Origin of the sequence: Billgrantia campisalis (assembly GCF_022341425.1) — a bacterium.
GTDB lineage: Bacteria > Pseudomonadota > Gammaproteobacteria > Pseudomonadales > Halomonadaceae > Halomonas > Halomonas campisalis.
On record NZ_JABFUC010000007.1, the window covers coordinates 168838 to 189331 of the forward strand.

A 20494-nucleotide genomic window follows, 5' to 3' on the forward strand; every position below is an offset into this window, starting at 1 on the left:
TGGCCGATATAGCGGTCGGGCTTGAACCCCCTCCGGGATGCGCGTATTTTATTTGAACGTTCATTCAAAAAAGAGTGGCCATTCGCCTCGGCGTCGAGCGGGCGTGCTTTCGATTGTGCGGAACAATCCACAGCGCGTCGCGACGGCGAGACTGGCGAAGGCCGGTATTCCTCTCAACTGGAGTTCCTCTGCATGGCGCATGACACCCCGCTTCCCGAACGACGCGACCGGCTCAACCCCGTGGTCTTCCACGGCTCGGTGGCCGGTATCCTGGTGTTCCTGGTGATCACCATGACCTTCACCGAACAGGCCGGCGCCTTCTTCGACGCCGGCCTGGCCTGGGTCAGCGAGACCTTCGGCTGGTACTACATGCTGGCCGTGGTGGCCTATCTGGTGTTCGTGGTGCTGATCGGCTGCTCGCGCTTCGGCAGCGTGCGACTCGGTCCCGACCACTCGCGGCCGGAGTTCTCGCTGCTCTCCTGGGCGGCGATGCTGTTCGCTGCCGGCATCGGCATCGACCTGCTGTTCTTCAGCGTCGCCGAGCCGGTGGCCCACTACCTGGCACCGCCGGATCTCGCCCCCGAGAGCCAGGAGGCGATGCGTCAGGCGGTGGTCCAAACCTTCCTGCACTGGGGGCTGTCCGGCTGGGGGCTCTACGTGCTGATGGGCATGGCACTGGCCTACTTCAGCTACCGTCACCGCCTGCCGCTGGCGATCCGCAGCGCCCTCTATCCGCTGCTCGGCAAACGCATCTACGGCCCCATCGGCCATGCGGTGGACATCACCGCGGTGATCTCCACTGTGTTCGGCATCGCCACCAGCCTGGGCATCGGGGTCATGCAGCTCAACTACGGGCTCAGCTACATGTTCGACGTGCCCGAGAGCCTCTCGGTGCAGGTGATCCTGATCGCCCTGGTGGTGGTGCTGGCGACCATCTCGGTGGTCAGCGGCGTGGAGAAGGGCATCCGTCGCCTCTCTGAGTTCAACATGCTGCTGGCGCTGGCCCTGCTGCTGTTCGTGCTCTTCCAGGGTCACACCCTCCAGCTGCTCGACATGGTGGTTAACAACGCCGGCGACTACCTCTCCGGCTTCATCGCCAAGAGCTTCGACACCTACGCCTTCGCCGGCGACGAGGCCAACGAGTGGAAGATGTGGTGGACCATCTTCTTCTGGGGCTGGTGGATCGCCTGGACCCCCTTCGTCGGCCTGTTCCTGGCGCGCATCTCCCGCGGGCGCACCATCCGCGAGTTCGTTGCCGGCGCGCTGGGCATTCCGCTGGCCTTCATGATGGTGTGGATGTCGGTATTCGGTAACAGCGGCATCGAGCTTGTGGCCAACCAAGGCGTCGTCGAGCTCGGCGAGCAGGCGCTGACGACTCCCCAGACCACCCTCTATACCCTGCTCGAGCACTATCCCTGGATCGGCCTGACCGCTGCCGTAGTGACCGTGCTCGGCATCGTCTTCTTCATCACCTCGGCGGACTCCGGCGCCCTGGTACTGGCCAACTTCACCTCGATCCTGAGCGACGTGAACCACGATGCGCCGATCAAGCTGCGTATCTTCTGGTCGACGATGATCGGCCTGGTGACCGTGGCGCTGCTGATGGCCGGCGGCCTGGCCGCCCTGCAGAGCGCGGTGGTGATCACCGCCCTGCCCTTCTCGCTGGTGATCTTCGCGATCATGGCCGGCATGTACAAGGCGCTGAAGCTGGAAGGCAGCAAGGCCGACGCCCGCCGCCAGATCGCCGGCACCGCCCCCGGCGGCGACTGGCGCGAGCGCCTGGACCGGGCGCTGGACACCTCCACCCGCGCCGGGGCGGCGGCCTCCATCGAGCACGCCATCCGGCCTGCATTGACCCAGTTCGCCCAGGAGCTGGAGAGCCGCGGCCAGCAGGCCACGGTGACCGAGGAGGCGATCGAGGGCGAGCCGCTGCCGTGTCTCACCCTGCAGGTGGATCTCGAGGAGGCGGCCAGCTTCGTCTACCAGGTGTGCCCGCACCGCATGCGCACGCCGAGCTTCCTGCCGGCCGATGACGACTACTACGTGCGCCTCGACGTCTACCTGGCCGAGGGCGGCCTGGACAAGGACTTGAACGGCTACACCCGCGGCCAGGTGATCGGCGACGTGCTCTCCGAGTACGAGCGCCACCTGCACTTCCTGGCCCTCGCCGGCCAGGGCGGCAGCGTCCAGGCCATGCCCGGCGCGGTGGGTGAGCTGCCGGACGGTGCCACTCAGGGCTGATTCCGCCCATCCCCCAACGGACAAACGGCGACGCCACCCGGCGTCGCCGTTTGCTTGTGCGCGGGAGGTCGCCGCGGCGGCGGCGATCAGCTGCGCGGGTCGTCGTCCGGATCAATGTACTCGATTCCCCAGGGGCCGGTGCCATGGAGCTGAATGATGGTCTCACCCTCGGCGTAGCCGAACATGGGGTACCCCGGCGCCATGATCGCATAGCCGCCCACCGGGAGCCGCTTGGTGGCATCGGGGTCGAAGGTCTCGCCGTGGGCGAAATGCAGGGTGCCCTGGAGCACCGTGACCCGCTCGTAGGCCGGGTGGACATGGGGCTTGATCTCATAGCCGTCCTCGAGACGCAGGCGGAAGGTGAAGGGGACCTCCTCGCCGAGATTCCCCTCGATGATGGCGATCTCCGCTCCCTCGCCCATGGAGCCCACCGGCCCCCAGGAGAGGTCGTCCGGGGTGCCCAGCAGATGGCCGTCACCGTGATAGGGCGCGGCCTGCAGGCCGGCGGCGGCCATGGCCAGGGTCAGGGCGGCGCTGGTCAGGATCGCGGTCTGAGTCTTCATGATGCTGGCTCCTCTTGCTCGTCAGGGTCGTGGCGCGGCATCGAGGCCGCTTGCCCCCGAGGACGCAGCGCCCTCACAGAGAGTTCCCAACCACGCCAACGGCGCCGCCCATCGGCGTCGCGAACCCCGGTCGGGAACCCCGGAGGACACCGCCGCGTCCTCGTCCATGATCCCCTTGTCCAGATTCCGGGGACGATCCATGCTCAGAGGTGGCCCATGTCTCTCGCCAGTCCGTTCACCAGCGTCCCGACGGCGCGGCCACAGCGCCAGCGCCGGGACGCATCGGGGGCCGCCATGAAGTTCCGCGATGCCGCTCAGCGGCGACAGTGGTTCGAACAGCGTCTGGAGCCCCTGCTGGACCGGCTCTACGGCAACGCCCTGCGCCTGACCCGCGACCCGGACGATGCCGAGGACATCGTCGCCGAGGCGGTGGGCAAGGCCTGGACCCGGCTCGACGAGCTGCGCGACGCCCGGCGCTTCGAGGGCTGGCTGTTCCATATCCTGACCAATACCTTCATCAGCGAGTGGCGCCGCCGCCAAAGCCGCCCCAAGCCCGCGCCCGGCGGCGAGCCGCCCACGCCGGATGATCTCGACATCGCCAGCTTCACCCTCTTCCAGCAGCTGCATCAGCCCTTCCTGCTGTGGTGGGCCAGCCTGGAGGAGCAGTTCTTCAACGGACTCCTCCAGGAGGACCTGCAGCGTGCCCTGGACAGCCTGCCCGATCCCTTCCGGCTGGCGATCGTGCTGGTGGAGGTGCAGGGCTATACGTATCTGGAGGCATCTCGCCTGCTGGGGGTCCCGCTGGGTACCGTTCGCTCGCGACTCAGCCGAGCGCGCGGCCTGCTGCAGAAGCAGCTCTGGGAGCAGGCCAGGGAGGCCGGCGTCATCGCCGACCAAGGACGCCCGGGACAAGGAGGGTCGCCGCCATGAGCGCCCGCGACCTGAACTGCGAAGAGGTCATCGAGCGGCTCTTCGACTATCTTGATCAAGAGCTGGATGCGCAGCAGGCGGCCGATATCGATCGGCACCTGCACCGCTGTCGCGACTGTTTCACACGCAGCGAATTCGAAAAACGCTTACGAGCCAGGGTGGCAGCCGCCGGCACGGCCAGCGCCCCGCCGCGGCTGCAGCGACGTATCCGGCACCTGCTCGACCAGTTCAACGGAGACGAGTCGGATACCACCCGCTGACCCCTGAAGAGCGCTGCTTATGGTGGCCATACTCGGTTACTCCCGGCAGCAGATCGCCGCCGCGGTCCAGGAGATGTACACGACCGTGGCCGACGCGCCGGACAGCCCCTTCCACTTTCCCGTGGGCCGCGCGGCCTGCCAGCGGCTCGGCTATCCCGAGACGCTGACGGCCGATTTGCCCGACGCGCTGCTGGCCTCCTTCGCCGGGGTCGGCTACCCCTTTCGCGCCCAGGCCATTCAGCCCGGCGACCGGGTGCTCGACATCGGGGCTGGCGCCGGCAACGACACCCTGATCGCCAGCCGACTCGCCGGCCCCGAAGGACGGGTGATCGCCCTGGACCTCACCGCCGCCATGACCCGCAAGCTCAAGGGTACGGCCGACCAGGCGGGCTACGACAATCTCAGCGTCGTCCAGGCCTCGGCGGAGGCGCTGCCGCTGGCCGATGCCAGCATCGACAGCATCACCAGCAACGGCGCCCTCAATCTGGTCCCGGACAAGCGTCGCGCCGTGGCCGAGATGTTCCGGGTGCTGCGACCGAACGGACGTCTCCAGCTGGCCGACGTGGTGATCCACCGGCCGGTGTCGGTGGACTGCCATGAAGACCCGCGGCTATGGGTCGAGTGCGTGGTGGGTGCCACGGTGAAGGAGGAGCTGCTGGCGCTGTTCGCGGAGGCCGGCTTCGAGGACGTCGAGGTGGTGGGCAGCCACGACTATTTCGCCCTGAGCCCCAGCCGACAGACCCGCGAGGTGGCGCAAAGCTTCGGCGCCCACGCCATTGAAGTGGGCATGCGCCGCGGCGAGCAGCCCCCCTCGGCGCTCCAGCGCTGGTGGCGCCGGCTCGATCCGCGGCGCGCCTGGCTGCGCCTTGAGCGCCGGGGCCTGCTGGGCATGGCGGCGCTCGCCCTGGCGCTGGTGAGCTGCTACGGCACCCTGGCGCTGGTCGGGCTGCTCCCCCTGCTGGGCATCGGCCTGACGCTCAACGAGGGCGCCTGGGCCGGCACCATCACGCTGTTCGTGCTGTTGACGCTGCTGACCCTGGCGGCCGGCTATCGCCACCATCGTCACCTGGGACCGACGCTGCTGGCCGCGGCGGGCAGCGGCACCGTGCTCTACGCGCTGTTCATCGACTACCAGGCGCTGGTGGAGCTGGCCGGCTTCGTCCTGCTGGCCGGAGCCGCGCTGTGGGACCTGGCACAGCGGCGACGTCAGGAGGCCCGGGCGCTGGGGCTGGGGCTGGACAAGGGGTGAACCATCCGGCATGAAGCTCGAACGAGCGCCTGGTTCCCCCCCCGTGCACAGGAAACCAGAGCCCACACGGCAGGCTGTGAGGACATCCGACCGGGCCCAACCGAGTGCAGCACAAGCCACTGCAACATACACTGATTGCATGAACTGATGGCGACCGTGCCGCACGCTGACGGAGGGGAGATCATGAGCCACAGGTTTATCGAGGTCGTAACCGATTACCCGACGACCGAGCAAGTCTATACGCTGCTGTTGCAGATCGAACAGATCGTGCATATCCGACCGGAAGCCGAAGCGGAAAACGAGCCCCGTCATGAACCGGGCGCCGTTGTCACTTTGGCGAACGGCGAAGTGCTGATCCTGAAAACCCCTTACGCAAAGCTAGCCCAGGAGCTGGACGAGGTGAACATGGTCCTGCGGCCATGAATCGGCATCGAATGGGAAGACAAGCACGTGAAACGAGCGGGCGGGGAGGTGTCAGTCCGCCGGGGCGCTCCTCTTCAGGCTGAACCGCGCCAGCTGGGTCGGCTGGCCGAGCCTCGGGTGCCACTCGCCGATGCCCGAGAGCGCCACACGATAGCCGTTGCGGCGGGCAACCCCCCGCGCCCAGTCGCGAAAGCGCGCGCGGTCCCACTCGAACTTGTGATCGGGCTCGCGAAACTCACCCGGCGCCAGGCCGAACAGCGGGTTGAACTCGCGGTTGGGGGTGGTCATGACCAGCAGCCCTGGGCGCAGCCCGTCGAACACGGCGCGTTCGACCCGCGACAGCGCCTCCGGCGGCACATGCTCGATGGTCTCGACCATGGCGGCCGCCTCGAAGCCGGTGAGACGCGGGTGGCGCTCGGCATAGGAGCCGCAGATCAGCTCCAGGCGCGCGGCAACCGCAGCCCCCGGCGCCGCCAGGCGCAGCTTGGCCTGGGCCAGCAGCTCGCCGGAGAGCTCCAGCCCCACCAGCCGCTCGAACTGGGGCTCACGCAGCAGGTACTGCAGCAGGGTGCCGGTGCCGCAGCCTAAATCGAGCACGCGACGCGCCCCGCTGGCGACCAGCATGCCGGCCACGCAGCGCAGCCGCTCCTGGTGCAGGTCCGGTGCCTCGATATCGCTCATACGCCCCCCGCTCGGTAGGACAAGGATGATGAACGAGAAACCGGGCCGTTTGAAGCCGGCGCGGCTCTTGCGAGCGAACGGAGCTCGGAAAAAGGGCGCAACACGGCTTGCGCCCCAAACTCGCCACACGCCTGCCTCGAGAGGGCCTTTCAGATCTTGCCCAGAGCGACCCGCGGCCCCTCGTAGACCAGAGCGTTATGCAGCTGCACCAGGGTGGCACCGGCCCGCAGGCGCTCACTGACATGCCACGCCGAACGGATACCTCCCACCGCGATGATCGGCAGGCGTCCCGCCAGCTCAACGGCGAGCCGGTCGATCCACTGGCAGGCCTGGCGCTGGCGCTGCGGCGCCTGCCACTCGACATAGCGCTGTGGCGTGGCCGGCGGACCGGGGTCGATCGCCGCAGTCAAGGCATCAAAGCGCAGGGCCGCCAGCCGGGTCACGACCGGGGGAAGCGCGAGGCCCTCAAGGCTTAGCTTGACCTTTACGGCCAGGGGCACATAGCGGCCGGACAGTACGGTCAGGGCCCGCTGCTCCTGTTTCAGGGCGACCAGCAACTCCTCCAGCAGCTCGTCATGGCTCGGGTGCAGCAAGGCAGCGGCCTGCCGACTGCACAGGTTGATGGCGACATAGTCGGCCTGGTTCCAGACTGACCTCAGCCCCTCGAGGTAGTCATGGCAGGCCTGCCGGGGTACGGACTGCGGGTCCATACCGATACTGACTCCCAGGATGGTGCCGGCGGAGTCTGGCGAACGCGCACCGGCCAGGCACACAGACGCCTCTTGTGGCCCCAGCGTACCGACTTCGATACTCCCGAATCCCAGCGCACCCGCCTCCCGCCCCAGGGCTCCCTGCTTGTCGAAGCCGGCGGCGATGCCGAGCGGGTTCGGGAAGCTCAGGCCCATGGTCCGCACCGGAGCATACGCCGGGTACGCGCCCCGCGCTAACGAAGGGGGCAAACCGCCCAGGAGACGGGCGCTCAACCTGGCCCGCGCCAACGCCAGCCGGCGGCCGAGCGACGGCTTGCGATGCATCAAGGCGGTCATGAGATATCGAGACATGGGGGCAGAACCCAAGAGAGGTGAAATGGCACCCAAGACCGGCCAGCGCCCCGGCACGGCGATCAGGCGTGCCGCGCGGCAAACGCATGCAGAAAAGCGATCAAGGCATCGACGCCCGCCTCGGGCATGGCGTTGTAAAGGCTGGCGCGCACTCCCCCGACGGCCGGGTGCCCCTTCAGGTGCAACAACCCCTGTTCACTGGCCTGCCGCAGAAACTCTCCCGTCAGCGCATCATCAGCCAAATGAAAGCAGACATTCATTCGCGACCGGTCCAGGGCGCACGAACGACAGAGGTAGAAGTCACTGCCGTCGATGGCCTCATACAGCTTGGCGCTCTTACGCCGATTGCACTCGGCCATGACACTCAGCCCGCCTTGGCGCTTCAACCATTGGAACACCAGGCCGGCGATATAGACCGCATAGGTCAGCGGGGTATTGAAGCGCCCGTTGCTTTCCGCTTGTACCCGGTAGCTGAAGGCCGAGGGCGTCTCTGGCCGCGCCGGTCGCAGCAGGTCGTCACGGATGATGACGATGGTCAGCCCGGCAGGGCCGATGTTTTTCTGCGCACCGGCATAGATGACACCGAAACGCTCAACGGCCAGGGGACGAGACAAGAAATCGGAGGTCATGTCAGCCACCAGCGGCACCTCACCCGTCTCCGGCAGCCAGTGGTACGCCAGGCCATCGGCCGTTTCATTGCTGGTGATATGGCAGTAACCTGCGCCCGGGGTCAGCTGCCAATCGGCCTGGGTGGGAATCTGACGGTAATCCCTAGCCGCCCCACTGGCGGCGACATTGATCCGCACGTAGCGACTGGCCTCGGCAATCGCCTTCCGCGACCAGTGTCCCGTATCGGCGTAATCTGTCGTCGCACCCGCGGGCAGCAGGTTCATCGGCAACAGGGCGAACTGCGCCGAGGCGCCACCCTGCAGAAACAGGATGCGATAGTCGGCGGGTACCCCGAGCAGCTCGCGCAGGTCCTGCTGCGCCTGCTGCTGGATGGCCTGGAACACCTCGCCGCTAAAGGGCATCTCCATCACCGACATGCCGCTGCGCTGCCACTCCAGCAACTCCTCCCGGGCCTGGCGCAGCACGTCGCGGGGCATCATGCCCGGGCCGGCGGCGAAGTTGAACACGGGTTCAGACGAAGAGATGCAGACCATGTCCGCTGGCCGCCATGAAGAACAACAAGGGGATCGACAGGATGGTATTGGTGCGTGACGAGAGGAAGGTGATGCGCGAGCAGCGCACCCGCTCCTCCATCGGTGCCGGTACGAATCCCAGCACCTTCTTCTGGTGGGGCCAGAGCACCAGCCACAGGTTGAGCAGCATCAGGGTGCCGATCCAGCCCCCCATGCCGATCACCGCGTAGGGCCCCTCGAGCATCAGGGCATCAGGCAGCCAGCCGCGATACCACAGCATACCCATGCCCGATACCCAGACCACGATAGAGGCGTAGCGGAAGGTGCCGTGCTCACGCTGCATCCGCGCCTCCAGTGCCGCGCTGCGCGCCTCTTCGGTCGCCTCGCCATTGAACGGTTTGAAGGTCGGGTTCTTCACGACATTGGCGTAATTGTGGCCGATCCAGATGATCGCAAAGAGGATGTGTGCCCAGCGGAACACGAAGTCGAGCAATGCAAGGGTCATGGCAAGTCCCTGGGAAGCTGTCAAATGTCGCGGTCGATCAGCGTCGAGTCCGAAAGCCACCTAGGCTCTGTCTGAAAAGTTGACGAGCGATGGTCAGACAAGGCAAAAATCGGCGAAAAGACGGAGTTTACGGGTTGTAAATGAGTATTTTGAGCCGATTTTTAACGCCGTATGGCCGAGCGCAGGCACTTTTCGAACAAAGCCTAAACCAATGTACGGACAAACAAATAGAGCACGGCGGTCAGCGCCATGCCCGCGGCCAGAGTGCCCCCGAGAGAGTCGTGTGGCAGTTTCATGTCGCCTTCCTCCCCAACCGATGACTGCTACTCCGCGCGATCAACGAGCCGACATGCTTGTCCGGAATCGCTGACTGCTGGACCGCCTGTTGGATGAGATGGTGGTGGGGAGACTTGCTACAGGCGGGATCGGTATTGGCGGCATCGCCCGTCAGCAGCAGGGCCTGGCAGCGGCAGCCGCCGAAATCCTTCTCCCTCTCGTCGCAGCTGCGGCAAGGCTCTTTCATCCATGCATCACCGCGGAATTTCTGAAAGGTCGGAGACTCCCGCCACAGCCACTCGAGGCTGTGCTCTCGGACATTCGGAAACTCCAGGGTGTCGATGCTGCGGGCCTGGGAGCAGGGCAGCGCCGAGCCATCCGGTGCGATGGTCAGGTGGATGGACCCCCAACCGTTCATGCACGCCTTGGGACGCCCCTCGTAATAATCGGGAATGACAAAAAAGATGGTCATGGCGTCGCCCAGGCGCTCACGGGCCTTATTCACTTCCGATTCCGCCCACTCCAGCTCTTCACGAGTGGGCAGCAACTGGTCTCGATTCAGTAACGCCCAGTTGTAGTACTGCACGTTGGCCAGCTCCAGATACTCCACGCCCATCTCGCTGGCAAGTTCGATAATCTCCGGCACCTGGGCGATATTGTGCCGACTGATGGGAACATTCAGCACCATGGGGAAACCATGGATCTTGATCTCTTTGGCGACTGAAAGTTTCCTGTCGAAACTCTCCACCCCTGCCAGCATATTCGCCGTATCACGGTCACTGGACTGGAAGCCCAGTTGAATATGTTTGAGCCCGGCCTCCTTGAGTGCCGCCAGGCGTTTCGAGGTAAGACCGATGCCGGACGTGATCAGGTTAGTGTAATAGCCCAGGTCGTTGGCTTCGCAAACCAACTCCTCGAGATCCTTGCGCAGGGTGGGCTCACCGCCAGAAAAGCCGATCTGCATGGCACCCATCTTACGGGCGTCGCGTATCACGCCCTTCCATTCATCGGTGCTCAACTCATGCTCACGATAGCGGTCGAAATCGACCGGGTTACTGCAGAACACACACTGCAGCGGGCATTGATAGGTGAGTTCGAGCAACACCCAGATGGGCTTTCCTTCCCCATCAAGACGCAATTCGGATCCAACCTTTGGCATGGGACACCTCCAGGAACTTGATGACACCTTCGGTAATGGCATCACGATCGGCTTGATAGAGCGCCTCTAGCTCATCAATGATCTCTTCGACGGTAGTCTCACCGTTGCAACATTTCAGGATGGCCCCGCCAGTATCATTCAACTTAACGATACCCTCGGGATAGAGAAGCACGTGCGCGTTCTGGGACTCTTCCCAGCGAAAGAGAAAGGTGGGACTAACGAAATAAGTATCGCCCAGACTAACCTCATTGTGCGCTGCCATGCCCAGCTCCTCTTTATTGTAATCGTGACTAAAGCCGGGAATGGCCATAGACCACTCCCGGCGACTCACTCAGCGGACATAGACATAGGCTGTGACTTCAAACCCCAGACGCAGGTCACAGTACGCCGGATCGATCCATTGCATAAGAAATCTCCCGATATGATAAAACACCATTGTTGCAACTTGTTATGCTGCCCTAATAAGGGTAGAGAGGAAAAACAGACGCATGCATAGGACTTTGGAACTAAAACCCACCCTCCTTGGTCGCAACTCTTATTCTTTACACCTTGCAAACATTGAACTGAAACCTGATTATTGATAACGGTCAAGGACGGCTTTCATTAAGTATGCAGCCATACCCAGGGCAAAGGCAGCCACTGCATCTGGTAAAACCGCTGCAGTTCCTCGAGGGTCAGGTCGGCAACCGCCCGCAATACTTGGCGGGGACGCTGGCAAGCGGTGTCGCCCACCGTCAGGCTGCTCCAGCACTGCTCCGCCCGCTGGGAAGGCTGTCGCAGCTGTCCCCGCAGACTCTGCAGCAGGCCGTCGCGGTAGTGCCTAAAGCGCGCGGGGTCGATGTCGACGGGTGACGGCTCGGACGCCAGCAGGAAATGCCCGATCCGTTGCTGCAGTTCCGCCACCGATAGCGAAGGCGACTGCACCAGCAGTATCAGGCCGGGACGCTCATGCAGGGGCAGATAGCGGGCCAGCACCACGTAGCCCAGCTGCTGTTCGACGCGCAGCCGCTGGAAGAAGGCATCGTGGAGCAGCGGGGCCAGCAGTCGGTGGCAGGCCTCCCGCAGCGGAGAAGCGTCTGGGGCTGGCAAATACAACGCCACCGCGCTGTCGGGATGGGTTGCCAAGAGCCGGTAGTGGTAGGTATGGCCGGCCCGCAGGGGCGCAATCACCGGCTGGCGGCGCACCACCGCTGGCCGGTCGCCGCTCGGCAGAGCGGCTTCCCACACGGCGGCCAGATGCCGCGCCTGAGACGGCTCCAGCCGGCCGGCCATCAGGCAGTCGAACCCCGCGCCATGCAGCCACTCGTGTCGGAAGGCCTGTAGCGACTCCACCGCAACCGTCGTCATCTCGGCGAGGCGCTCCTCCTCGCTGAAGCCGTGGCCCAGCCGTACCGCGGGCAGCTGCAGCAGGCGCCGGAACGAATAGTCATGCCGTTGCGCCTCCCAGCGTGCCTGCAGCACCTGCCGGGCCAGGTCGAAGCGTGACACGGTGATCGGATCGTGCATCAGGCAGCGCAGCAGTCGCTGCAGCAGCCGCTCGAACTGTCCGGGAAAGCCGCTGGCCTGCAGCGTGATGCCCTGGTGATACCGCTCCAACGTCAGCCGCAGACCGGCCGCCCGGGCCTGCTGCAGCTCCCCGGCAAGCTCCTGCTCCAGCCAGGCGATCAGCAGTTCCGTCAGGACGAGGCCGCTGCGGGTATCCAGGTCGCGAGCCAACACTAGGTTAACGTACAGCTCCGTTCGCGTGCCCGGCAGCGACTGGTGCCAGATCCGGCACCGTCCGCTGTCGTGCAGCAGCCGGGGCAGGGAGGATGCACTCGTCTCCGGGGGGCCGGAAGGGGTCGCCAAGATGAAGGGGTTGGGGGGCGACAGGGTGAAGCGGCACGCCTCTGCCCAGGTGTCCCTGTGCCGCGGCGCCCCCGAGATTCGGTAGGGGGCCGGGAACCAGGGGCTGATGCGGTCGCCCGTGGCCTCGGGGTCGACCGCCAGCGCTAGAAGGTTGCGCGGGGTCAGGTGGGACAAGCAGTCGGCGATTACCTGGGGCTGGAACGCATCCAGTCGGTAGGGGCCGCGCAGCGCCTCCTCGACGGGATAGCGGTGGAGCTGTCGCGCCAGCGACTTGACGAACTCGATGGTCGACGTCGTGGCCAGGTGCCGGAACCGTTGCTCGGCTAGGGTCTGCCTCTCGCGATGGCGCCAGGCGGCAATGCCGTCCGCCCCGATCCGCTGCAGGTAGGTGAACACGGCTGCCGTGATGGCCTCGCGGTGGGCCATGCCGTTAGCCGTGAGGCGCAGCTGGATCTGGAAGAGGGCCTGGGGACGCGTCTGAAGCAGCACCGAGGCGTCGATGGCCGTCAGCCATCCCCGGTCCGCGAGCCGGCCGTGCAGGCTGCCGGGGCCCCGGCAGGTCAGCAGCTCCCCCAGATACTCCCAGGGCTGCAGATAATCCTCCGGCCGCGGGGCGGGCACCGGAAAGCACAGCCGCAGCTCGTGGCAGCAATGCATCGGTTGCAGCTCCACCTGCAAGGGCAAGCTGTCGGGCTGGATCAGGGGGGGGCAGGCAGCCGGCGGCGGCATCGCCCCGCCGGGAATCCCCTCGAAGCAATGGCCCACCTGCCGCTCCAGCGCGTCCAACGGCGCCGCTCCGACAACCACCAGCCGCAGATTGGCGGCCCTGTAATAGCGCTCCCGGAAGGCCAGCAGGGCTCGGCGCAACGCCTCGGGCACCGCCCCCAGGGTGTCACGGTTGCCGGCAAAGAATCGGCTGGCGGGATGCGCCGGATCGAGGAGCTGTTTGATGACCCCCAGGATGCGTTGCTCGTCATCCTCCCGCCGAGCCCGGTATTCCGCATCGATCACCTCCCGCTCCTGGGCGATGGCCGCTACGCTCAGGCTCGGAGCGATGAAGAACTGGGCGAACCGGTCCAGGGCACCGGCCAGGTGGTCGGGGGGAATCTCGAAGAAATAGCGGGTCAGGTCGTACTCCGTGGTGGCGTTGTAGCGCCCGCCGTGCCCCTGGACATAGCGCGGGAACTCATCCGGCGCCGGATACTTTTCCGTGCCCAGGAACAGCATGTGCTCCAGCAGATGGGCCAGCCCGGCACACTCGGGCGGTTCATCGCCGCTGCCGGCTCCCACGCCCATGGCGGCCCCCGCCTGGTCCGCGGCGGGATCGGAAAGTAGCAGGACCCTAAGACCGCTTGGCAAGGTGAGTGAGCGGCTTTGACGATGGTCGGGCGGAGTGTGGATCATCGAGGTGGCTCTGGGGCGAAAGGAATGTCCTGGCGAACCTAAAAAAGAGGCGCAACCGAAGTCGCGCCCCAAGGACTCACCACACACAACCACCGCTTGCCGTGAGAGAGTCTCGCGATGAAGTCGTCAAGCAGCGCACGGGGGGTTGCTAGTCGAGGCTACGTTGCTGTCCGGCCGCTTGCCGGGCGGCAAGAGCCGCCCGGCAGGCTCGTCAAGAGTTCGGAGCGTCCGCAAGGCTCAGAAGAAGCCCAGCGGGTTGGTATCGTAGCTGACCAGCAGGTTCTTGGTCTGCTGGTAGTGCTCCAGCGCCACCTTGTGGGTCTCGCGGCCAATCCCGGACTTCTTGTAACCACCGAAGGCGGCGTGTGCCGGGTACTGGTGGTAGCAGTTGGTCCAGACGCGACCCGCCTGGATGCTCCGTCCCATGCGGAAGGCGACATTGATATCGCGGCTCCACACCCCGGCACCGAGGCCGAACTCGGTGTCGTTGGCGATCGCCAGGGCCTCTTCCTCGTCCTTGAAGGTGGTCACCGCGACCACCGGACCGAAGATCTCCTCCTGGAAGACGCGCATCTTGTTGTGGCCCTTGAGCAGGGTCGGCTGGATGTAGTAGCCCTTGTCGTAAGCCGGATCGAAGCTTTCCTTGTCGCCGCCGGAGAGGAACTCGGCGCCCTCCTGGCGAGCAATCTCCATATAGGACATGATCTTGTCGAACTGCTCCTGGGAGGCCTGGGCGCCGACCTGGACATCGGTATCCAGCGGGTTGCCGCGCTTGATGGTTGTCACCCGCTCGAGGACCCGGGCCATGAAGGCGTCGTAGATGCTCTCCTGGATCAGCGCGCGCGACGGGCAGGTGCACACCTCGCCCTGGTTGAAGAACGCCAGCACCAGGCCCTCGGCTGCCTTGTCGATGAACTCCGGCTCGGCGTCCATGATGTCGGCGAAGTAGATGTTGGGTGACTTGCCGCCCAACTCCACGGTGGAGGGAATGAGACTCTCCGCGGCACACTTGAGAATATGCTGGCCCACCGGGGTCGAGCCGGTGAAGGCGAGCTTGGCGATGCGCTTGCTGGTGGCCAGCGCCTGGCCAGCTTCGGCACCGTAGCCATTGACCACGTTGAGCACGCCGGGCGGTAGCAGGTCACCGATCACCTCGACCACCTTGAGGATCGACACCGGGGTCTGTTCGGCGGGCTTGAGCACCACGCAGTTGCCCGCCGCCAGCGCCGGGCCCAGCTTCCAGGCGGCCATCAGGATCGGGAAGTTCCAAGGAATGATCTGCCCGACCACGCCCAGCGGCTCGTGAAAGTGATAGGAGACGGTCTTGGCGTCGATGTCCGCGGCCGTGCCCTCCTGGGCGCGGATGCAGCCGGCGAAATAGCGGAAGTGATCCACGGCCAGCGGGATATCGGCATTGAGTGTCTCGCGCACCGCCTTGCCGTTGTCCCAGGTCTCGGCCACGGCGAGCATTTCCAGGTTCTGCTCGAGCCGGTCGGCGATCTTCAGCAGGATGTTGCTGCGCTCGGTCGCCGAGGTCTGGCCCCAGGCCGGTGCGGCCTTGTGGGCCGCATCCAGCGCCAGCTCAACGTCTTCCGCCGTGGAGCGCGGGATCTCGCAGAACACCTCGCCGTTGACCGGGCTGATGTTGTCGAAGTATTGCCCCTTCACCGGCGGCACGAACTCACCACCGATGTAGTTACCATAGCGTTTTTCAAAGCTCACAACGGAATCGGGCTGACCGGGGTTGGCATAGATCATGTTACTGACTCCTTGAGTCGCTGGTTCTTGCGCACTGTGTGACTGAGCTGGATGCTCCTGTGAGGTGACGCCCTCCCGAGCGCCTCCAGAAACCGCTGCTAACGCCGATGGCGGCTCCGTCGATACCGAAGCACTTACGTTCGCAGTCGCGGGGGACCGTGAACGAGCGAAGAGTTGTGTCAGCTTGTTCAGTGAAAACCCCATATGCCTCCCTCTCGTATTTCATGATTTCGGGGCATTGCCACTGCCATCTTCTGCAAAAGCAGCCTCGAAGATCAGTGTAGTGAGCTCACTCCGATCACCCATGCTCCCTTGGAGCATAATGGGCGAGCCTTTGGTAGTAGATGCTCGGGGCAGTGCCAAAAGAGACACCCCGGGCGAGTCCATGCTGCGCTGCCACAGGGGAAAGCTCCGTGTCATCCAGCGCTTCAGTGGCAGCGATGCCCGCCCTGACAGCAGGACGGGCACCCTCTATGGCGTACAGGTATGCCTGCGCCTGCTTACTGTTCGACGTACTCACGTGGCAGCTTGAAGGTCCACAGCATGCCGCCTTGATTGAAGTCCTTGATCACCTCGGCAACTTCACCACCCCACAGGGGCACCGCCCCGCCCCAACCGGAGACCACCGAGACATACTGCTCACCGTCCATTTCCCAGGTGATCGGCGAGGACACCACACCAGAACCGGTATTGAAACGCCAGAGCTCCTCGCCGGTGGTCGCGTCGAAGGCCTTGAGATAGCCTTCCGGCGTGCCGGTAAAGACCAGGTTGCCGGCCGTGGTCATGACACCGCCCCACAGTGGGGCGCGGTTCTCGTGGCGCCACACCTCCTCGCCGGAGACCGGATCCACGGCTCTCAGCACGCCGATGAAGTCATCGTTGGCGGGGCGAATCGTAAAACCGGCCCCCAGATAGGCGGCCCCCTTGCGGTAGGAGACGGGCTCGTTCCAGATATCCATCAGCCACTCATTGGAGGGGATGTAGAACAGACCGGTATCCTGGCTGTAGGCCATGGGATTCCAGTTCTTGGCACCGAGGAAAGCGGGCTGTGCCAGAACCGTCTCGCCCTGCTCATCACTCGTATCGGCGGGATTGCCGGGGCGCCCACCCTCGGCGAAGATCGGTCGGCCGTTCTCATCCAGTCCTTCCGCCCAGGTAATCTTGTCGGCGAAGGGGAAGCCGTGGATGAACTCGCCGGTCTCGCGATTCAGCACATAGAAAAAGCCGTTGCGATCCGCGGTGGCCGCCGCCTTGATGGTGGCACCATTCTCCTCGTACTCGAAGGAGATGACCTCGTTGACGCCATCGTAATCCCAGCCATCGTTGGGCGTCGCCTGGAAGTGCCACTTGATGGTGCCATCATCGGGGTCGATGGCCAGACGTGACGAGGTATAGAGGTTGTCCCCGGGACGCAGGTGGGAGTTCCAGGGTGCCGGGTTGCCAGTGCCGATCAGCAGGCTATGGGTATCGATGTCATAGAAACCGCCCAGCCAAGGCGCACCGCCACCATGCTGCCACATGTCACCAGGCCAGGTGACCCCCGCTTCTCCACCGGTGATGCCGTTCTCGACGGGCTCGCCATTCTCGTACACATAGCCCATGTGGCCTTCCACCACGGGCCGGGTCCAGAGCTCGTCGCCGGTTTCGGCATCGAAGGCGAAGACGGTGCCCACGACGCCGAACTCACCGCCGGCGACACCGGTGATGAGCTTGCCGTCGATGATGATGGGCACCGCCGTGATGGAGTGCCCCGCCTGATAGTCGGCGACACGCTTGATCCACTGAACACGGCCCGTTTCGCGATCAAGCGCCACCAGGCGCGCATCCAGGGTGCCGAAATAGACCTTGTCGCCATAGATGGCAGCACCGCGGTTGATGACGTCACAGCAGGGCATGATACCGTCGGGCAATCGCGCCTCATATTGCCAGATCTGCTCGCCGGTATGGGCATCGACGGCCCACATCCTGGAGTAGGATCCTGTGACATACATCACCCCATCCTTGACCAGCGGCTGGGACTCCTGGCCCCGTTGTTTCTCGCCACCGAAGGAAAAGGCCCAGACAGGACGCAGCTGATGTACATTCTCGGTGTTGAGCGTTGCCAACGGGCTGTAGCGTTGCCCGTGCATGCCCATGCCATTGGTCACCACCTGATGGACGGACTGGTGGTCATCGAGGAGTTCCTCGTAGGTCACCGCATGGGCACTGAGAGACACGGCTAGGGATAAGGCAGTGAGGGCAAAGGGCGTTACAATCCTGCCCGGGCGAATCGACTTCATCATGATGCTCTCCCGATGGGGCAATATGTTGGTCATTGTTCACTGTCGGTGCGAATCGGTACTCACCATCGCTCTATCCAATGTGGTGGATCCTCTGGTGAACAACCATGCCCCTCCGGAACGACATACCTACTCACTTGGTCCTACTACCCGCTCCACCGCCCAGGGCACGAACTGAAGCAGAGCTTCCAAAAAAAAGCCGCCCGGGGCGGCGATTAGGCTATATCTGAAAAGTCGACGAGCGATGGTCAGACAAGGCAAAAATCAGCGAAAAAACGGAGTTAACGGGTTGTAAATGAGTACTTTTAGCTGATTTTTAACGCCGTATGGCCGGGCGCAGGCACTTTTTGGACAAAGTCTAAGTGTCTCTGCATGACCATTTATCAGTCATTGTCAGCGCCCAGGATCTCCTCGTAGAAGTCGGGCATGCGATACTCGAGGGCGTGGGCCTGGAAGATATCTCCCAGCGTGCCGTCACGCACCGCCCGGTCCACGATCGCCTCGACCGCATAGCCCAGTTGCCGGTGGTTGTGCCGCACGGCCATGCCGATATCCCATTGCTGGCGGGAGATGCCCGGAAAGGTGGCGTCCGCCAGCCGAAAGTCATGCTCCGGATAGTGCGACACGAAGTGCTCCAACTCACCGCGTATGGCCATGACCCCGGCGATCTCGCCACGGGCCATCGCCGCGAAGGCGTCCCCGGCATCGCGATAGTGGCGGACGTTGTCACGCAACTGGCCACCCATCGCGGCGGTCAGGTAGGTCGCGGGAAGGGTCCTGTACTCCGCGCCGATAGGACGCTGGCGGAAACTGCCCAGCGTCACCGCATCGTCAAGCTGAGCCGAATCGAAGGCGATGTCCCACTGCTCGCGCTGATAGGGGCCGAACATCACCACGCTCTTGTTGATGTACTCCCCGGTAGAGTCGCGCATGTAGGCGAAGTTACGATCATAGGGCACCCGCAGCATCACGTCGGCCACCTGGGTCGGCCGTAAGTAGTGGCCGCGCGAAATGGTGTTACCGAGGTCGCGCCCCAAGCTGCTGGCGGGTTTGATCCAGAAGGGCCGGAATTCGAGCCCCAGCCCCTCGGCGATGGCATGTCCGATCTCGACATCGACCCCCCTGGCACTCCCGTCCTCCTCACGATAGGCATAGGGAGGAAAATCTTCATACAGGCCGATATTGATATGCCCCGAGGCAATGACCTCATCAAGGTTGCGCAACGGAGGTCGCTTGAGGAGCACATCGTTCTCCGCGCGATTTGGCAGTACATCCGCCGTGGCGACCTCCAGCGCCACCGACGACAGCGCCCCCCCCCAGGCCGACGGCTGAGCGAGCAGCAGTGCCAGCGCAATCAGTAGTCTTTTCCACATGACGTTGACCCTCCCGTAGGCGATTTTGCGTTGTGGCGATTCCCCTCAACGGTGATTCGCCGGATCAGCGCGACGTCACCGACTCTATGTAGGTCTTGATGGCCCAGATGGCAGTCTGATCAAGGTTTTCCTCAAAGGCTGGCATGCCGCGATCGGTGCCATACATGGCGCGCTGCAGATAGTACTCGTCGTCCCATTCTTCGAGCTGGCGAAGGTCGGGTGTCAGCCCGCCGGACATGGCCTCGATACCGTGGCAAACGGCACAGTTGCCGGCATAGCCACGGCGGCCGACTTCCACGGCCCTGTCGTGATATTCATCGTGGTATTCGCCGCCGGCACGGAAGGGGTTCTCCATCAATGGTGCTTCACCCAGGTCGGGCAGGCCTTGGGTGTCGACCTCTTGGGGCGTGACGTCGCCATGGCCCAGAGCGATGCCGGCCGCACCCAGCAGCAGCAAGGCGGTGCAGGCGGTCGCGGCGAGCCGAAGACAGCGGCTTGGCTGGGCAGTGGCCAATGATGAAGTCGGCAGCAGGATGGCGGTCGTATTGCGCATGGTGGTCACCTGTCTTGCAAGTCATTCCGGGAATACCGAGAGCCTGGAGGCCATCGGCAGGTTGACTCGAGTCTAGGTAGCGAGGCACCGGCACCGCACCGCCACTTTACGCCTCTCCCCACTCCTCCCTTGGTACTAGCCCCCTACCCTCGCCCGCCACACCACCCCTCGGTCGTACTCCTTTGGAAGGAAAGGAAAAGCGCCATGGTGGCATGCCACGAAACGGGGAGAGCTGCTGAACTGGCTCAAACAATCCGCATCACCGCCCCGGCTTACCCTGACGGAGAACCCGCCATGTCCTATCAACAGAACTCGCATGCCCGACGCCCCCTGCTGCCCTCAACCCCCCAGCCGACCCGACACCGCTGGGGCATGGCCCTGGTCGCCGCAGCCCTGAGCCTGGCCTCGACGGGCGCCCTGGCCGCCGGCGACCTGGCCAACCGGCCGGAGCGCCTGGAACGCCTGGTCATCGGCACCGGCGAGAGCATGCTCGGCGTTTCGGTGCGCGAGCACGAGCTGGAGACCGGCCAGTCCTACCGACTGGTGATCGAGGCGACGGGCATGCGGGAGTGTGCCTGGGTGGCCCCCGGTTTCTTCAAGAACGCCTGGCTGCGCAAGATCGAAGTCGGCCATGTGGAGATCAAGGCGCCGACGCTGACCGAGCTGGAGTTCGAGCGCGAGGGGGAGGCCGAGCTGTTCTTCGTGCCGATCCGCCCGGGCACTTACGAATGGGCTTGCGCCGGCCTTGAGGAGCGCGGCGTGACCGGCACCTTCATCGTGCGCTGAACC

19 protein-coding genes are annotated in these 20494 nt (G+C 64.5%); 6 read left to right on the plus strand and 13 right to left on the minus strand.

Annotated elements, in window-relative coordinates; translation table 11 throughout:
• The first annotated feature begins 192 nt into the window (after positions 1-192).
• Positions 193-2241, plus strand: coding sequence for a choline BCCT transporter BetT (gene betT / locus HOP52_RS10405; protein ID WP_238977319.1), 2049 nt, complete (start codon positions 193-195; stop codon positions 2239-2241).
• Positions 2242-2327: 86 nt separating this feature from the next.
• On the opposite strand, the gene HOP52_RS10410 is transcribed toward betT, so the two are convergent.
• The gene (locus HOP52_RS10410) at positions 2328-2804 is read right to left on the minus strand and encodes a cupin domain-containing protein (protein ID WP_238977320.1); all 477 of its coding nucleotides are present in this window, start codon (positions 2802-2804) and stop codon (positions 2328-2330) included.
• Between the two features lie 216 nt (positions 2805-3020).
• Between HOP52_RS10410 and HOP52_RS10415 the strand changes: the two genes are divergently transcribed.
• The 4 genes from HOP52_RS10415 (at position 3021) to HOP52_RS10430 (ending at position 5666) form a co-directional block, all read left to right on the plus strand.
• Positions 3021-3734, plus strand: coding sequence for an RNA polymerase sigma factor (locus HOP52_RS10415; protein ID WP_238977321.1), 714 nt, complete (start codon positions 3021-3023; stop codon positions 3732-3734).
• Positions 3731-3994 (plus strand): anti-sigma factor family protein, encoded by a 264-nt coding sequence (locus HOP52_RS10420; protein ID WP_238977322.1) that lies wholly within the window; start codon positions 3731-3733, stop codon positions 3992-3994. The genes HOP52_RS10415 and HOP52_RS10420 overlap by 4 nt, the downstream gene beginning before the upstream one ends.
• 19 nt (positions 3995-4013) lie before the next feature.
• Entirely contained in the window at positions 4014-5243 is a 1230-nt protein-coding gene (locus tag HOP52_RS10425; protein ID WP_238977323.1) for a MerC family mercury resistance protein, read from the plus strand.
• A 183-nt stretch (positions 5244-5426) separates the two neighbouring features.
• Positions 5427-5666, plus strand: a complete 240-nt coding sequence (locus HOP52_RS10430) for a hypothetical protein (protein WP_238977324.1) — start codon at positions 5427-5429, stop codon at positions 5664-5666.
• 51 nt (positions 5667-5717) lie between these two features.
• Here the strand turns inward: HOP52_RS10430 and HOP52_RS10435 are convergent, their stop codons facing one another.
• The 12 genes from HOP52_RS10435 to pedF form a co-directional block, all read right to left on the minus strand.
• Complete coding sequence (locus tag HOP52_RS10435; protein ID WP_238977325.1) at positions 5718-6347, minus strand: methyltransferase domain-containing protein; 630 nt, start codon at positions 6345-6347, stop codon at positions 5718-5720.
• 149 nt (positions 6348-6496) lie between these two features.
• Positions 6497-7252, minus strand: a complete 756-nt coding sequence (locus HOP52_RS10440) for a dihydroorotate dehydrogenase (protein WP_238977326.1) — start codon at positions 7250-7252, stop codon at positions 6497-6499.
• A 218-nt stretch (positions 7253-7470) separates the two neighbouring features.
• Positions 7471-8544, minus strand: a complete 1074-nt coding sequence (gene serC, locus HOP52_RS10445; RefSeq protein ID WP_309674650.1) for a 3-phosphoserine/phosphohydroxythreonine transaminase — start codon at positions 8542-8544, stop codon at positions 7471-7473.
• Positions 8545-8548: 4 nt separating this feature from the next.
• Entirely contained in the window at positions 8549-9055 is a 507-nt protein-coding gene (locus tag HOP52_RS10450; RefSeq protein ID WP_238977328.1) for a hypothetical protein, read from the minus strand.
• 292 nt (positions 9056-9347) lie between these two features.
• Positions 9348-10490 carry a pyrroloquinoline quinone biosynthesis protein PqqE gene (gene pqqE, locus HOP52_RS10455; protein ID WP_238977329.1) on the minus strand — a complete coding sequence of 381 codons (1143 nt, stop codon included), beginning with the start codon at positions 10488-10490 and terminating at the stop codon, positions 9348-9350.
• Positions 10459-10800 carry a pyrroloquinoline quinone biosynthesis peptide chaperone PqqD gene (gene pqqD, locus HOP52_RS10460; protein ID WP_238977330.1) on the minus strand — a complete coding sequence of 114 codons (342 nt, stop codon included), beginning with the start codon at positions 10798-10800 and terminating at the stop codon, positions 10459-10461. The genes pqqE and pqqD overlap by 32 nt, the downstream gene beginning before the upstream one ends.
• Positions 10801-10821: 21 nt before the next feature.
• A complete protein-coding gene (gene pqqA / locus HOP52_RS19805) occupies positions 10822-10926 on the minus strand; it encodes a pyrroloquinoline quinone precursor peptide PqqA (RefSeq protein ID WP_422677704.1) in 105 nt (34 codons plus the stop codon).
• 167 nt (positions 10927-11093) lie between these two features.
• Positions 11094-13742, minus strand: coding sequence for an insulinase family protein (locus tag HOP52_RS10465; RefSeq protein ID WP_275298158.1), 2649 nt, complete (start codon positions 13740-13742; stop codon positions 11094-11096).
• Between the two features lie 237 nt (positions 13743-13979).
• Positions 13980-15500: an acetaldehyde dehydrogenase ExaC gene (gene exaC, locus HOP52_RS10470; protein WP_238977332.1), complete on the minus strand. Its 1521-nt coding sequence runs from the start codon at positions 15498-15500 to the stop codon at positions 13980-13982.
• 500 nt (positions 15501-16000) lie between these two features.
• The gene (locus tag HOP52_RS10475; RefSeq protein ID WP_309674655.1) at positions 16001-17782 is read right to left on the minus strand and encodes a PQQ-dependent methanol/ethanol family dehydrogenase; all 1782 of its coding nucleotides are present in this window, start codon (positions 17780-17782) and stop codon (positions 16001-16003) included.
• Positions 17783-18162: 380 nt separating this feature from the next.
• On the minus strand, positions 18163-19152 hold the full coding sequence (locus HOP52_RS10480) for a substrate-binding periplasmic protein (protein ID WP_238977333.1): 990 nt from the start codon (positions 19150-19152) through the stop codon (positions 18163-18165).
• A 64-nt stretch (positions 19153-19216) separates the two neighbouring features.
• Positions 19217-19705: a cytochrome c-550 PedF gene (pedF, locus tag HOP52_RS10485; protein WP_238977334.1), complete on the minus strand. Its 489-nt coding sequence runs from the start codon at positions 19703-19705 to the stop codon at positions 19217-19219.
• A 294-nt stretch (positions 19706-19999) separates the two neighbouring features.
• On the opposite strand from pedF, the gene HOP52_RS10490 reads away from it, so the two are divergent.
• Positions 20000-20491, plus strand: a complete 492-nt coding sequence (locus HOP52_RS10490; RefSeq protein ID WP_238977335.1) for a cupredoxin domain-containing protein — start codon at positions 20000-20002, stop codon at positions 20489-20491.
• The last annotated feature ends 3 nt before the right edge of the window (positions 20492-20494 follow it).